The sequence below is a fragment of the Nitrospira sp. Ecomares 2.1 genome, from assembly GCF_965152585.1.
In genome coordinates, this window is the sequence record NZ_OZ224219.1 from 2,107,192 (window position 1) to 2,122,153 (window position 14,962).

At 53.5% G+C, this 14,962-nt stretch carries 10 protein-coding genes; all 10 read right to left on the reverse strand.

Annotated features, from left to right (window positions below):
• Positions 1-81: 81 nt before the first annotated feature.
• On the reverse strand, positions 82-3,090 hold the full coding sequence (locus ACWHYD_RS09210) for a type I restriction endonuclease subunit R (protein ID WP_447965600.1): 3,009 nt from the start codon (positions 3,088-3,090) through the stop codon (positions 82-84).
• The gene (gene rhuM, locus ACWHYD_RS09215; RefSeq protein WP_447965601.1) at positions 3,080-3,511 is read right to left on the reverse strand and encodes a RhuM family protein; all 432 of its coding nucleotides are present in this window, start codon (positions 3,509-3,511) and stop codon (positions 3,080-3,082) included. The genes ACWHYD_RS09210 and rhuM overlap by 11 nt, the downstream gene beginning before the upstream one ends.
• Positions 3,501-4,934 (reverse strand): hypothetical protein, encoded by a 1,434-nt coding sequence (locus tag ACWHYD_RS09220; protein ID WP_447965602.1) that lies wholly within the window; start codon positions 4,932-4,934, stop codon positions 3,501-3,503. Before ACWHYD_RS09220 ends, rhuM begins: the two co-directional genes overlap by 11 nt.
• Positions 4,935-5,046: 112 nt before the next feature.
• On the reverse strand, positions 5,047-6,036 hold the full coding sequence (locus ACWHYD_RS09225; RefSeq protein ID WP_447965603.1) for a nucleotide kinase domain-containing protein: 990 nt from the start codon (positions 6,034-6,036) through the stop codon (positions 5,047-5,049).
• 113 nt (positions 6,037-6,149) lie between these two features.
• Positions 6,150-7,259, reverse strand: a complete 1,110-nt coding sequence (locus ACWHYD_RS09230) for a pyrophosphatase (RefSeq protein ID WP_447965604.1) — start codon at positions 7,257-7,259, stop codon at positions 6,150-6,152.
• Between the two features lie 51 nt (positions 7,260-7,310).
• On the reverse strand, positions 7,311-7,937 hold the full coding sequence (locus tag ACWHYD_RS09235) for an Nmad2 family putative nucleotide modification protein (protein ID WP_447965605.1): 627 nt from the start codon (positions 7,935-7,937) through the stop codon (positions 7,311-7,313).
• Positions 7,937-8,416: a TIR domain-containing protein gene (locus ACWHYD_RS09240; RefSeq protein ID WP_447965606.1), complete on the reverse strand. Its 480-nt coding sequence runs from the start codon at positions 8,414-8,416 to the stop codon at positions 7,937-7,939. Before ACWHYD_RS09240 ends, ACWHYD_RS09235 begins: the two co-directional genes overlap by 1 nt.
• The gene (locus ACWHYD_RS09245) at positions 8,409-10,457 is read right to left on the reverse strand and encodes a TIR domain-containing protein (RefSeq protein ID WP_447965607.1); all 2,049 of its coding nucleotides are present in this window, start codon (positions 10,455-10,457) and stop codon (positions 8,409-8,411) included. Before ACWHYD_RS09245 ends, ACWHYD_RS09240 begins: the two co-directional genes overlap by 8 nt.
• 244 nt (positions 10,458-10,701) lie before the next feature.
• Entirely contained in the window at positions 10,702-12,498 is a 1,797-nt protein-coding gene (locus ACWHYD_RS09250; RefSeq protein ID WP_447965608.1) for a GmrSD restriction endonuclease domain-containing protein, read from the reverse strand.
• A 2-nt stretch (positions 12,499-12,500) separates the two neighbouring features.
• Entirely contained in the window at positions 12,501-14,480 is a 1,980-nt protein-coding gene (locus ACWHYD_RS09255; protein ID WP_447965609.1) for a type I restriction-modification system subunit M, read from the reverse strand.
• Between the last annotated feature and the right edge of the window lie 482 nt (positions 14,481-14,962).

Consider the following 14,962-nt stretch of genomic DNA (forward strand, 5'->3'; position numbering starts at 1 on the left):
CAACTCCAATTGGGAAAATTAGATTAAGCATGGGGAAAAAGCGGTACCAAGTTCCATACTAGTATTCCAGTTGTGCATATATCAGCTCGCCACCTTTTTGTCGTAGGTCAGTCCAAAGATCGTATCCGTCATCCATCGTTTGAATGATTCGTTGTCCATGAACTGCTTGAACAACTCCGTATCATCCTTGAGCACGGCCGTCATGACGCGGGCCAGGGCCTTGTCGTGTTCGATGCGGGCGTTCTGCTTATCGGAGTTCTTTTTGGCGTTCTGGTAGGCCGTGTCCGCCGCAACACGATTGGGTATATCTTCAGTGATTAATTTGTGCACACGGTCGGCGTCGCTCCAAGGGATATTCCCGAACTGATCGTTGAAGGTTTTGATGATATTGGAGAGCCGATCCAGTTCAGGATCCGGCTTGCGCCCACCGCCGGCCGTCGGCACCGGCTCGATCTCCGCATCGGTGTCCGGTAGCTGGATCTGCATAGCCGCCTGCTTCTCGACACGGTAGCTGTCCATGTCGATGGCATCAAGTATGCCCCTAGAAAGATCCTCTTCCACGGGTGCCGGCAACTTTGGAACGAGGAAATTCAGAAAGATCGAAAGCTTTTCCCACTCGGTGCTAGTGTATGGCAGAACCTGGGCGAGGAAACCGTAGGTGCGGGTAAAAGCTTTTGCTTTGCCTTTGAAGTCCACCTGGCCGTCCTCGTCCAGCTGCTCTTTGTAGCCAGCGACGCAAGCGTCAAGGATTGGATCGAGCTGGTCGCGATCCGCGCCAGAAAGATACAGTCTTACCAGTTCATCGATCTGGGAGTCTGTATAGACCTGATAACCGTCGAGCGTGGCCTTCAGGTCATGCAACTTATTAGGGTCGGTCTCTTCTGCCAGAATTGTGGTGCGGTAATAGTCCGCAAACGCCTTTTGAATCGTGTCGGCGTCATTCATAAAGTCGAGCACAAAGACATCATGCTTTTGGGGGTGTGCCCGATTCAGACGCGAGAGCGTCTGGACCGCCTTGATGCCCGACAGCACCTTGTCCACATACATGGTGTGCAAAAGCGGCTCATCATAGCCGGTCTGAAATTTATCGGCACAGACCAGAAAGCGATAGGGGGCTTCCTGAATCTTGTCAGCAATCTGATTGGATGGAAATCCATTCAGCGAGGCTTCGGTAATCTTTGCCCCGCCGTAGTCATGTTCACCTGAAAAGGCGACGATGGCCCGATGGGGACTCTTGCACTCAATCAGATAGTCGTGGATGGCATGGTAGTACTGAATTGTACGGTCGACGCCGCTCGTCACCACCATGGCCCGTGCCTGGCCGCCGATCTTGTTAAGCGCCAACACCTGCTCGTGAAAGTGATCCACCATGATCTCGGCCTTAAGCCCGATCGCGTGCTCGTGGCTCTCCACATAGCGCCGGAGTTTTTTCTTTGCGCGCTTGGTGTCAAATTCGGGGTCGCTTTCAACTGTCTTCATCAGTTTGTAGTAGCTATTCACCGGGGTGTAGTACTTGAGCACGTCAAGGATAAAGCCCTCCTGAATGGCCTGCTTCATCGTATAGCTGTGAAAGGGGCGATGCTTAACCGTGCCGTCCGCCTGTGGATCGGGTTCTCCAAAAATCTCTAACGTCTTGTTCTTGGGTGTGGCGGTAAAGGCGAAGTAGCTCGCGTTGGGCAGAAGCTTTTTGGCTTCAATAAGGCGATTGATAGTGTCCTCGAGTTCCTCCTCGTCATCGGGTGTGGCGCCGGCTACCGAAAGTGAAAGGGACATTTTGGCGGAGGTACGCCCGCCCTGGCTCGAGTGTGCTTCGTCGATAATAATGGCGAACCGTCGCCCGCGGTGTTCGCTGCCAATTTCATCCATGATATGCGGGAACTTCTGCACCGTCGAAATAATGATCTTTTTGCCCTCGGCCAGGAACTTCCGCAGGTTACCCGAATGCTCGGCATGCCCGACGGTCGATCCCACCTGCGCGAACTGCTTGATGGTGGTTTTGATCTGCTGGTCGAGAATGCGTCGGTCGGTAATGATAATGATCGAGTCGAAAAGGGTTGTGTCGTCCTTGTGCAGACCAATCAATTGGTGCGCCAACCAGGCGATCGAGTTGGATTTGCCACTTCCTGCTGAATGTTGGATCAAATAGCGCTTGCCCGCCCCATGCTGCCCGGCATCGGCCAACAATCTGCGCACCACGTCGAGCTGGTGGAAGCGCGGCCAGATTTGAACGGCCCTTTTTTTACCGGTCTTTTCATCTTTTGTTTCGACAATCTGGGCGTAGTTTTCGATGATGTTCGTTAGCCCGTCGCGCGTGAGGATGCGTTTCCACAAATAATCGGTCTTGAGCCCATTCGGATTAGGCGGATTCCCGGCGCCATCATTCCAGCCCAGGTTGAAAGGAAGAAACCACGAGGCTTTGCCCTTCAGGTGCGTGCAGAAGCGTATCTCGTGGTCGTCCACGGCAAAGTGCACCACACAGCGTCCGAATTCGAAGAGCTTCTCACGCGGGTCGCGATCCCGCTGGTATTGCTGGACGGCATCAGCAACCGTCTGCTTGGTGAGGCTGTTCTTCAGTTCAAAGGTCACGATCGGCAGGCCGTTGATGAACAGCCCGAGGTCGAGGGCAAGCTGGGTTTCGTCCCGGCTGTAGCGGAGTTGGCGTGTGACGCTGAAGCGGTTGGCAGCATAGCGCTTCCGGGCTTTTTCGTTCCCTGGTGATGGCGTGCCACAGAAGAGATCTAGGTGGTATGCCCCATGCTTGACCCCGTTGCGTAACACCTCAATGGTGCCTCGCTTGGTAATCTCGCCCTGAAGGCGGGCCAGGAATTTACGCCGCGTTGGGCCCTCTTGTCCAAGATTGAGCGCCTCAGCCGCCTCGGGCTGCGTCTCCTGCAGGTAAATGGAGAGCTGGGCCAGATCTAGGCAGTATTCCCGGTCATAGTTCTCGGGCATGCCCCCGATCCACCCGACCCCATAAGTAGCCGGCCGTTCGAGCATCTCCTCACCCGGTTTTGGGGGATCACAGGGATGACCCGTCAGTGCCGTACAGATCAGCCGCTCAAGGCCGCGTTCGCTGGTGTCAGTGGGCATGCATGGCCTCCATCGTGGAAGGGGCACAAGGCCAGGCGCACCATCTGCGGAATTGGAGTCCGCGCTTGGATTTGAGCCGGTAACCAACGGAAATCACGACATCCAAGGTGAAACACCTGACCGGCTTGTCTGAGCCGCCAATATGCAAATTTTGCATATTGCTTTTTGGGGTAAGCTCGCCTTCCTTGAAGACATGATTGATATGTTTGGTGATCACCGACCGTTCACGTTGAAATAGAGGGGCCATTTGCTGCTGAGTCAGCCAGCCAGTATCCTGAGCGAGTTGAACTTCGAGGCGAACCATTCCATCCGGCGATCGATAAAAGACCACATTGCCCCCAGGATCTTTGCCAGGCCTTTTGGAAGCGTTGGCAGGCGTTTGAGCGGAGCCAGTTTTTCGTCCCTTGGGTTTAGTCGGCAAGGATGGCCTCCTCGGAGGTCCCGGCGATATCATCAAAATCAGTTTCTTCCTCAATATCACCTTGCTCTTCGACCTCCTCCCTCAATTCGTCTATTTCAGGTTCAACTGATTCATCCTGCAGTTGGGCCGCTACCCCGCGCACATCGAGTTTGCCGGTGACTACATCGGCGATCAGGGTAATGCGGTATTCGCGGAGGAGTTCGATCTCGCGTTCGACTCGGCTGATTGCAGATTTAAGGCCGCTAAGGTTCACTGCCAAACCAGCGACGATTGCGATTTGCTCGTCGACCGGTGGGGCTGGAAACGGTATCGGATTGATATGGTGGTTATTGATCTGAGGAACACTTGAGACATCGGCCAGATCCGCAAGTGTCCGCGTCTTTAACAACAGAGCAACGTAATGCGGATCAAAACGTTCGCTGATCTCCCAACACATCAAATTGGGGTCAACGAGACAAGCCAAGTCGACAAGTGCGACCCGGTTCGTATAGATGGCGCCGCCCCGTTTTGGAAATACAAGCAGCGAGCGACGAGTCGACCTTCGAGTCAAGGACCTCTTCACATATAGCCTGCTATGGGTCAGCCTGAGCGAGTCATCAACAGCGCCGAGATCGCTCACCTTCAGGTACATGGAGTTGCCAACGCTGTCTTCGGTGAGTTCGTTGTCCAAGACTGAAGGTGTCGAATACAGCCTTCCCACATACTTCCCTCGAAGCACCTCCCAATGCTCTGGCACGTCCCCCAGCCAATCCACGCCGGAGGGTTTGAGGCGAACATTGGAGTCAAGGCCGCGGGTGACGGCGTGGTGGATGATGGCCTGCTTCTCCTCCTCCAACAGATTGATTAACTTCTGCTTGGCCCGAATATACCGCCGAATCTTCCGATCATAATGGTCCAGGAAGCGAACGATCGCGAGTTGTTCGGAAGAAGGGGGAACCGGTGTCTTTATACCCAGGAATGTGGAAGGTGGGATCGTGTTTCTAAGGCCCGAGTAAAGTGGACTCAGCAACTTCCGGTCGTCCATTGCGATGTAGAAGGCCTCTACGAATCGGGCGAGCTGACTGTTGCGGCATTCAAGAATCGTATATGCACCAGTGATCATTCCGTTATGCTCAGAAAGTCCGACAGTCCTCGGTGTCTCCGGGACATCAAAAAGGCAAAATACAAAATCTCCTACTCTTACCTCTTGACTCGTACCCATGTCCGTGGAGAACTTGCCGCGCATCGTTGAGATATCGCGCACGATCACGCCGGCCTTTGTTAGTGAAAGTAGCTCATAGTCACTGTGGCGTTCTCCGACCAGAATCTTGCGTCTTCGCAGGAACGCCCGGTTCGGTAAGAGGTCCCAATGAGCCGGAATCTCGCCTACCCAGGGCAGGCCAGAATCTTTCATGGTGGGATAGAGACTGAGGTTGGCGATCATTCTGCTGTTTTTTTTCGAACTTCGTGGTTTTGAGGGAGCTTTCTCTGAATCAGGCCAGTGTGGGAGGACGATAGATGGAACGGCCCACTCAGCCATTGCGTATCAGAGTTCATCATGTTCCCACCTCAACGACAGCGCTTTTGGTTGAGTGCTGAGAACTAGCCACAGTCGGCGTCAACTCCCACTTCGGTGGATACCATTGAGGCAAGGGAATTTTTCGTGCCACAAACCTCTGCTTGATACGCATCCGGCCTGACGCGCCTTGAATATCTGGGTGTACGATACGTGCATACTTGCTAAGCTCACAGAACAAGTTTTGGCAGTCGATCAGCTGCAATGGGCGCCCCCACAGGTTTTGAAACTTTAATCCCAGCCGTGCAAACTCGGATTCTGCAAGTTCGGACATCATTCGAATAATGTCGGCCTCCGAGAGCCCTGCGGTGTCCGCGAAGCATTTCCGGATGCCATCTCGTGCTCCCGGTCCCGCCACAACGAATTCCGTCTCCGGGAAGTTAAGCAGCGCGCTATAATTCAAGTCGATTGTTAACTGGAAGGCTAGAAAGTCGCCGAATGATGGACAGCTACGAAGTATATTGAATGCCTCTCGGAGGGATCGCACCTGCGCGAGTCTCTGGGGAGTTCGATCCTTCATCATGTGCTCAATCAAGCGGAGGTGATTTCGATGCTTGCGGCGGCTCCCGAACGCGGGAGACGGCATAATATAAGCTGCTGAATAGATGCGGTCGCCACGTTCCATGAGGCGATCGAGGGCTGTTGCGTAACGTTCAAAGCTAAACTTACGCCAGCTTGGCGGCCCTACGGCATCCGCCAGTTTCTCCCAGGTATCTATCCGATTGAACAGTTTGAAGAGTATTGCCCTGAAGAATACTTCGCTTTGGGATTGCTCCCCCTCGTAAAGGACACGTCGAATTAGATACTGGCTAACTCGATCTGACGCACGATAGACATTCGTAAATCGGTACCGGGACAGAACTGGATCATCCGTCCACGGTGGCGAATACCCTTCCACGCGGCGCATAAATACAGCCTGCCGAAGTGAAGCAAATCGCCAATATGTGTCATACGCTGGAGTCGTAGTCACAAAGCGACTGGGTCCAACCTTGATTCTTCCCTTCTGCGATTGATCTCGCCCGCGGATAAGTGAGGTCTGCGGTTTCAAGCTAGGCGTTTTTAGAATCATCTGGTCTTTTCTTTTCATACGCCAGCTTCTTGCTGTGGTGACAGGTAACTGAGTGATCGGCTTGTTAGGTCTAGCTTTACGTGGCCACCCGCGTTCTCACGGAGAAGGCGAAAGACCCGATAGCCCTCGAGAATAGCCTTCTCCCATTGCCAGAGCGGGACAGTATCGACCTCGAAACCCGTTATGAACTCTTTTACTGTTTTCAGGAGGTCATAGTCGACGTGGTCGATACCGTCGAAAAAGCTGAGCTGTTTAGCGCGACTGAAAATGATAGCCGCGACGGCCTCCTCGAGAATTACTGCGCGGGCTCCATCCTGTCCCTCGTCCTTCTTCGAGCTGCTTTTGCGCTTACATTTCAATAGGGCGCGAATTACTGGGGACCATCCCAGATAGGCAACATGCGAAAAGTGGAAGATGTCGTGGTATCGATAGCCGTCTGGATCTTCGATATTGTCGGTGAGCCGGTCGCCGAGGTTGATGCCATTACATCGAAGCATTAGGACCTTCTGAGTGTTCCGCTCACGCTCTCTAAACTCGATTTCGAGGCGTCGGGGTAACTGCTCCTCCTCCGGGAATTTCTCATCGAAGAGCTGCACGTATCTCTTCTCGGTAGGCCATCTGCTTGAGGTCTTTCGTCCGTTGTTCTGTGCGGCTTTACAAAGATCGACGCTTGCTTCCACTGCCACACACTGGAGGAGGCTCCATACGCGCTGCAACAGTTGAGATGATAGCGGCACGTCGGACATCTGCCCCTCAGACAACGCGCGAAGGACATCACCAACGGAAGCACCAAATTGCAAGAATAGGTTGAGGGACGTTGCGCCCGTTGCGTTAGACACCTTCCCCTGGCGCGGCAAGCTAGGGAGGACTCCGGGGGCAACGACATGGCAGAGTCGGACGAAATACCAAAGAAAGTCGCCGACCTCTTCGTGCATGCGATGCCGGTACACGGGATAGGCATTTCGCTCGCGGTTCTCCTTTTTCAGCTCGGTGAGCACACTTCCGGCTTCTCCCATCAGTCCTGTGGCAAGCAGAAGGGCGTGATCTTCTCGGTCCACGAAACGATCGGAACGTTTCGCTGCTTCAGCAAAATCCATTAACCACCAGCTGCCGTCAGTCGACACTTCCGTCTTCCCCCATGTCACGTTGTTTTGGGCCGTAATGCCCCTGGCTTCTCAATCATCGGCTTTCTTGTTTCGTGAGAACTCAAGCGGCACTCCTTGCAGTCCCCAGCGACCGGATTCCTCAAGATAGTTGACAAACGCCTCGGAGATGGCTGTGGACAAGATGCGATGACCTTGTGTTGAGCAGCACAAGTCTTCACTGGTTTTTTTGTAGGGTCGAAAGCCATTTGGAATCAAAACAGCGGCGTCACCGTAGTAAACGAACATGCGCGATACCAGCATCCTGTCCACGCTGGTATCGTGCTCGATGTTTCTAGGATTCGGCTTTCCATCATCAAGGCTGTGATGTGAATTAACCTGGATCCACTGCTGCCCTTGGGAGTGGTAAATGTTGTCGCCGTAGAGCTGCTTCAAGCTGCCGTTTAGCATCGGACGCTTGCAGGCGAAACGCGGGTCATTCCAGTAAGTGTTGAAGTCGAGGATCTCGTCGACTCTCATCGCGTAGATTAGGTGGCCAGCGAGGTCGTACTTCCCCTTTGCTCCCGTGCCGATGATCCAGTCGCCGACCATAGCCTTGGCCCGGAGCTGGGGCTTGCAGGTCGCTAATGTGCAGTACCCGAAGAACGGGTTTGGTGCGAATCCATAGTCACGGGCGACGATGTACGAAAAAATTTTCATCAGCAACTATAGTGTTTGAGGACCCATTCTCGACTGCGCAGTTTACCTGTGATTGGGTCATCCCACTCCTGTATCTCTCCGTTGATCGCGGCGACAATCCGGTCTCCTTGCCATCCGACGATGGCGGCGTCACCACATTTGTTAAGTGCCTCTGGGATGTCGGACGCAGTCGCTCCTTGAGCGAATACTCCGACTACAGTCTTGGCCTGTGCGACAGCTTGCTCAATCTCCCAATTCACCCACCAGCTGTCGGCCGTGTCGGGGGTGATGAGCACGACCAAAGTGCTGGCCCATTGGATTCTGGGTGCGAGGATTTTCTGCTTGATGTAATCCTCGCTCCTCGCCTTATTGGGTTTCTCGCTGTTGATTGATCCGTCGCGGACGTCCATGCCCGCTCGACCGATGAGGACCTTCAGTTTTGGGAGTAAATCATCGTCTTCGTGGACGTGAGAGATGAAAACATTCTTCTTGTCAGCCATCGGTGCCTCCGTGGCCACGCAGGTCGGCGAAGACATTCTGAAGGCCGGCTAGAATCAGCTCGATGATGCGCTCGGTGGAGCGGGTAACGGCAAGTTCGCGATTCTCAGCGAGTTGGAGCCCGTTGGATAGGAGGGCGAATCCCCCGTCGTGCAGACGTTGGAAGATGAAATCATACTCGTCCCAGGGGATGCCCCTTGTTTTATATAGCTCGCGCAGTTCGTCCGAAAGGGGGACCATCCGGTGGTAGTCCCAGGTCAGCTTTGGTGGTTGGTGCCCTTCGAGCGCCTCGACCACCAAGTGAGCACAGCCACCAAAAGCCCCTACAAGAAAGACCGGCTGTTTTGCCTCGAGACTGAGGAGGATCTCTTCCAGGACGCCGGGCATTCGACCGCGATACACATCTGATTCGGAGCCAATGCGGCCTCCGAGAACAACGCGAGCGTTGACGTTCGCGACCTGCCGAGCTCGCATTTCCGTGAGTCCCCGAGCCCAGGCAAACCGCTGGTTCAGGTTGTCCACCGGCACTTCATTGCAAACGGGATCGGTGAACAGGGGGTCAAGCGTTTCGTCTATGTCTTCAGGGCGTTGGCAGAGGATCAACTCGACCAGAGGCCCGAGCCGGGCCTGCGAGTGAACAGTCTCGAATGATGGCCACGGCAGGTAGTTGATGAGCTGTGGGACAACAGTTGCGTTTGGATCTACGGGTGAATCCCGGAGTTGTTCGACAACGGGGTCGCGAAGAAGGTCTGCGAGTCTTATCGTGTAGCCGTCACTGCCGAGGTGCCCCCCGTAGACTAGCCGAATCCCCGAAATTAGAAGATAGCGCGAAACCTCGAGAAGAGCTGCTTCAAGATGGGCAAGTCGTAATCCGAAGCGCGAAAGGTCCTCGGCCGCCGATGTAGAAAGCGCTACCAGGAGCGACTTCGTGTTCAGGTCGCGCTCCTGAGCATGGCGTTCTAGCGGAGTTTCGACGCGAATTCCTGTCTTCTCAATGATGCTGAGTTCCTCCGAACCAAGGGGGGGGTCCGGATAGAGGATGACTTGATCAGGCTTGCGGTGGACTAGCGTCAGAAGCTCGGGCCCAGCCGGCAACACAACATCGCCAGGGTGCTTTCGCCGTTCTAAGCTTTCCGCCGAATAGACTTGTCTCAGGGCTTCACGAAGTAAGAGGTCAATCACATCTTGCGCATCGCCTTTCCAGCGCACGACTGGCACGTTGCCCACGTAAGGGAAGCTCCGAACTTCTCGCTCCTGAACGGCGTCGACGACAACGACTGGCCGTTGAAAGTGTTTGGCCAAGAGTACCTCACGGCGGCACCACGAGCGCGAGGAATAGGAGTCAGTTAGCACGGCCAACAAAGCTGCGTCCCGCACTCCCCCTTCGATCTCCTTCGCGAAGCGTGAGCCCACCTCGATGTCGCCGCTGTCAAACCATGTCTTCTGCGGTTGGTTCGCGGTGAGATGCGCTAGGAGCGACTTGACGACTCTGGGCTCAGTTTCGAGATCGAGTTTGGTGTGGCTCAGGAAAATCGTCAGCGGAGGCGCGTCTTCAGGCGACGGATGAGATTGAAGGCGGCGGAGCAGCAGTTGAATGATCCGCCTCGCAATAAAACGTCGGCGCTCCTCCACGCTATTGATCGCCCACGCGCGTAGGAAGTTGAGATCCTCCAAGCGTGCATCGATTGGCCACCCGTGCCGAGTGAGCTGAATGGGCATGAATCGGTGTGAGGTGTTAGCGTTGCAGAGCTCGCGTAGCCTGACAACATAATTAGCCCAAGTTCGACCAGTTGTTGACGGCCGATGAGCATGCGCAGCGAGATGGTCGTCGGCGAGGACCACAACTAGGATGCGATCGGCCTCAGCTGCGAGGTGGGGCTCCGGCACGCTGTTTGTCCCATCAAAGGGTATGAATACCGTTGGGATCCGCAAGCCTGGCACCGCCGGATCATCGTTGAGGGCGGAATAAAGGTATTCGGACAGTTCCGCTGCTTCCGTGGAGGCGGTGTGGTACTCGAGCTGTACGAGGATCGGGGCTTTCACTGTTGTGCCCCTGCTGGTGTCCGAGTCGTCACGGGTCTACTCCTACTGTCTCCAAAAGTGGTGATTGTTGTCGTACCAGGCTTAATCATAGAAACGTACTTGGGCTAGGCGGAATTAACGATCCACTCCCCAAATGATCTCCCTCTGCAGCCCCTCCGTCTCCTTTCACATCGCCCGGATGTCGGCAACGATTTGTTTTAAGGGGCATAGCGGCTGGAGTTTACAGAACTTTACTGTCAACACCTTATAGTCCTTCGAAATAGGTTTTGATTTTTTGCGCCATTAATACCCGGCGAGTATTTAAAAATTGTGGGTAGTCATCTACGGTCATTTTTTCTACCCCTTCGGGAATGCAGTTCATGTTCAGATTTTTTCTCAGTTCTTCCTGATCGGTGATGTTCCCATATCGTTTTTTCCCACTGTTGCACTGATCTATAAGCTGCCCGAAGTAGATTTCCGGTTCTTTGTGCCCAATGGCAATGTTGATTTCACTTTGCGCGACGACGTAATTGCCAATCTGATTGTATTGACCTCGGGTTAGGCCACTTTTTTTAAGGTATTGTTTGGGGAAGAGGTGATGTACATCGGATTTCACCTCGATTAGTTCCCGTACCGTAATGTCCCGCGACAGAAACCCGAGATCGTTCAGTTTAACCTGAGCAGCCTGGAACAGCCGGAAGTAGGGACTGGATGCGACCGAAGTATTCATGGCTTGAGGAAGGGCTGATTCCCAAAAGGCATCGGACAGTTCCCCACGAATGAGATTGTCGGCATAGTCGGTGATGCCTTGGCTGTGGATTTGGCGAATATCGTAATCAATGGCGGATTCCGGCGATGATGAATAACGACCTGTCAAAACGGAAAAGACGAACCATCGTCGCACCAAACGTTCGATTTCGGCGTTTGGTGTATTCAGGTCGCGCAAGGTGAGATAGAGGATATAGGCGAAGTTGAGAGCATTTTGCGACCCAATCATGACTGCATCGACAAACCCGGCCGATCGAATAATCATTAGGAATCGCTTAAAATGTGTCTCGTTCATGAATCGCAACACGGCAGATTTCAACCGCGTAAAGGAATCTTCAACAATCGTTTCCTCGAACTGTTTAGTTTCAAAGTTCCGTCCGGAAAGGAGAGCCACCAGGTCTTGCATTTTCCCCCGGCGAAACTCTGTTGCAAATGCCACTCGGAGCATGTCGGTGTAAGCCGGGTCGTAGATGTCGTCATTCTCTTTTTTGAGCCAGGACATCTGAGAAAAATAATCGGTTTTCGCAAAGGTTGGGTCATTCTTTTCGATGATGCCATGAAAATCCGGGGCGATGGCCAAATGACAAAAATAGTCGATGGCTTTGCGTAGCGTGTTGCCTCCATAGGTTTCATTGACTGAAATCTTGGACATCGCGAAATCGGCCTGGCTCAGTTCCGAGCCTGCCGAGTTAACGCGGATGAATATTTCTGCGACGGTTTCGATGTCCAGGTCCTCTGCCAAATCGATGACGCCGACGTGGTTGTTCACAATCTTGCGAAGTTTTTCCAGCGTGGAGAATAGGGTGTCTTCGTCGACGCCGGGATTAGCCGCGGTATAGGCTTTGGTAATCTGTAGTAACTTGGCATTGGGGGAGAACAATTCAGCAACATCCGCGAGCCAGGACACGTCTTTGCGGATGGCGGGGTTTGAAACTTCGAAACGCTCTTCTTGAGGATGAAAGGCGATACGGATGTTGATGGTTTCATAGTCTTTGGTGAGCACCTCTCGACCAAGCAGCGAAGCCATTAATGCCGTGACACGCTGTTGGCCATCGATGAGGATGCGCTTACCGGCTGATGGGGTGCCATCCTTCAGCTTGACTGTTGGATTTCGCCAAGCGATCAAGTAGCCCACGGGATAGCCCTGATACAGGGAGTCCAATAAATTGCGGACTTGGGTAGCCTGCCAGACAAATGGCCGTTGAATTTCCGGTATGGCAATTTCTCCGGACTTGACCCAGGTGAGCAACGTATCAATGGGATGTGGAGTAACGGAATACCGTTGGGTGGACATGTTTACGTGCCTCCTCCAATGATTTCGGACAGCAGGCCTTCCGTTTCTTTCTCCAAAGCCAAAATGTCAGCTCGAATTTCTTCCAAAGTTCGCAATGGTTGTGGTTTATAGAAGTAGCGAGTGAAGCTGACCTCGTAACCGGTCTTCACGCTGTCTGGAACATACCAGGCGTCGGCGGCGTGGGGGAGCACTTCGCGTTTGAGAAATGCCTCGATGCCACCTTCTTCCAGGAGTGGTATCTGTTCGGTGTCGCGCAGATCGGGATCGGGCTCGTATTCCACAATGGCAGGCTTACCCTGGATAGTGGCTGAGAATAATCCACGCAGCGGGTCGAGTTTGGTTCCCTTCTTGTGGATCTTCTTAATAACCGGCTCTGCGTCGTCTGCTCGTGTCTCGGTCTCTTTAAGCGCCTTGATCTCCTTCGGGGTGTAAACTCGGTTTGACTCGATTCCCTTGAGGCGCAGGGGCCTTTCGACTGTCACCTTCCAGTAGCCGAAGGCGGCGTTGGGGAAGATCTTCGATTGCTCGGTTTCTTTGAAGTCGATAAAGGTGTCACAGATTTGCTGGATGTCATCATCCGATAGTTCACAATTCTTCTTTCCGAGATTTTTCCGGAGTGGCTTGAACCATTGCGTGGCATCGATGAGTTGTACCCTGCCTTTGCGATGTTCGGGCTTGCGGTTGGTGACCACCCAGATGTAGGTGGCGATGCCGGTATTATAGAACATGTTGAGGGGTAGGGCGACGATAGCCTCCAGCCAATCGTTTTCGATAATCCAGCGCCGGATGTTGCTTTCACCTTGGCCTGCGTCTCCGGTGAAGAGCGAACTACCATTGTGGACTTCAGCTATCCGGCTACCGAGCAGGGTGCCGTGCTTCATTTTACTCAGCATGTTGGCCAGGAACAGCATCTGCCCGTCACTGGAGCGGGTAATCAGTGAGTACTCCGGATCGTCAGCATGTTCGATGATAAAGCGCGGGTCTTTGATGCCCTGCTTGCCGCCCATGCGTTCCTGGTCGCTTTTCCAACTTTTGCCATAGGGTGGATTGCTGAGCATGAAGTCGAACTCCTGCGATCGGAACGCGTCATTGGCCAAGGTCGAATGTTCCGGACCACCTATGATGTTGTCCGCCGCGTCACCTTCGCCTTTCAGTAGCAGATCGGCTTTGGCAATGGCGTAAGTTTCGGCGTTGATCTCCTGGCCGTAGAGATGCGTGGCCACTTGTTTACCATGGGCGGTGGCAAGTTCCTGCAAGGTTTCTTCTGCGACGGTCAGCATACCCCCGGTGCCGCAGGCGCCATCATAGAGCAGGTAGGTACCGGACTCGATCTCATTTGCGATCGGTAGAAAGATCAGTTTTGCCATGAGTTTGACCGCATCGCGCGGAGTCCAGTGCTCTCCCGCCTCCTCATTGTTTTCTTCGTTAAATCGCCGCACCAGTTCCTCGAAGACCGTTCCCATCCCATGGTTGTCGAGGCCGGGGTGTTTCACCGTCCCATCGCCGTTCAGTACCGGATTTGGGCTGAGATTGATATCGGGCGAGAGGAGCTTTTCGATCAGCGTGCCGAGTGCGTCAGCCTTTGAGAGGCGCGGGATCTGATTGCGAAATTCAAATTTTTCGAGGATGTCTTGTACGTTCGGCGAGAAGCCTTCCAGATAGGCCTCGAAGTCGGCCTTTAGCTGTTGCTGGCTGGCGCGTGCCTTGAGATCGCGGAGGGTGAACTTGGATGTGTTGTAGAAGGCTTGGCCAGCTGCCTGCCGCAGGGCCTGGTCTTGATGAACGATCTTCGCTTTGTCGAGCGAGGCCTTCATATCGAGAACGGCCTTTTTGCTGAGTTCGAGAAGCGAATCAAGGCGTCGCAGGACAGTCATCGGTAAGATCACATCGCGGTACTTGCCACGGACGTAGAGGTCGCGGAGTACATCATCGGCGATGCCCCAGATGAAGTTTGCGATCCAGCTGAGCTGTCCTTGCTCCATTGGTTCCCTTTCTTATTTCACGCGGCGATTTTTAGGGTGAGTATAATTCTGTCTCTCTCAACATGAATTGCTTCGGCAGTTCTACCATCCACATAAAAAAGGTAGTCTGCGAATCCATGCCTCTGTTCAAAAGAAAAATTTCGAATGACTACGCTGCGATCTGCGGACAAGTTGCCGTGATTGGCATCTGGACTGATCCATCCTGCCTGAGTTAGGAGGACATCATTTTTTTCGCGGGCGTGTTCTTCAGGCGTGGGCATAAACCTGTTGGGGGTTATTCAGGTAATGGCCAATGCGTTGGGCATGATGGATTAAGTCAACTACATGGAAATGTACCTCAGACCAGAATTTAAGTACAGAAAAAACTTTTGCATTGAAGGCTTTAGGTTTGATTCACAAAAATGGGGGGAGATCTTTTTTGGATTAAATTCAGAGAAAATTATTTCTCACAAGGTTCTTTGGAGCATCGCGAATGGGATTGA

Bases quoted from the DNA above. Each gene is read 5' to 3' on its own strand.
- ACWHYD_RS09235 (WP_447965605.1), bottom strand. From the start codon at position 7,937: ATGAAAATTTTTTCGTACATCGTCGCCCGTGACTATGGATTCGCACCA.
- ACWHYD_RS09210 (WP_447965600.1), bottom strand. From the start codon at position 3,090: ATGCCCACTGACACCAGCGAACGCGGCCTTGAGCGGCTGATCTGTACG.
- ACWHYD_RS09240 (WP_447965606.1), bottom strand. From the start codon at position 8,416: ATGGCTGACAAGAAGAATGTTTTCATCTCTCACGTCCACGAAGACGAT.
- ACWHYD_RS09255 (WP_447965609.1), bottom strand. From the start codon at position 14,480: ATGGAGCAAGGACAGCTCAGCTGGATCGCAAACTTCATCTGGGGCATC.
- ACWHYD_RS09220 (WP_447965602.1), bottom strand. From the start codon at position 4,934: ATGATCGCCAACCTCAGTCTCTATCCCACCATGAAAGATTCTGGCCTG.
- ACWHYD_RS09250 (WP_447965608.1), bottom strand. From the start codon at position 12,498: ATGTCCACCCAACGGTATTCCGTTACTCCACATCCCATTGATACGTTG.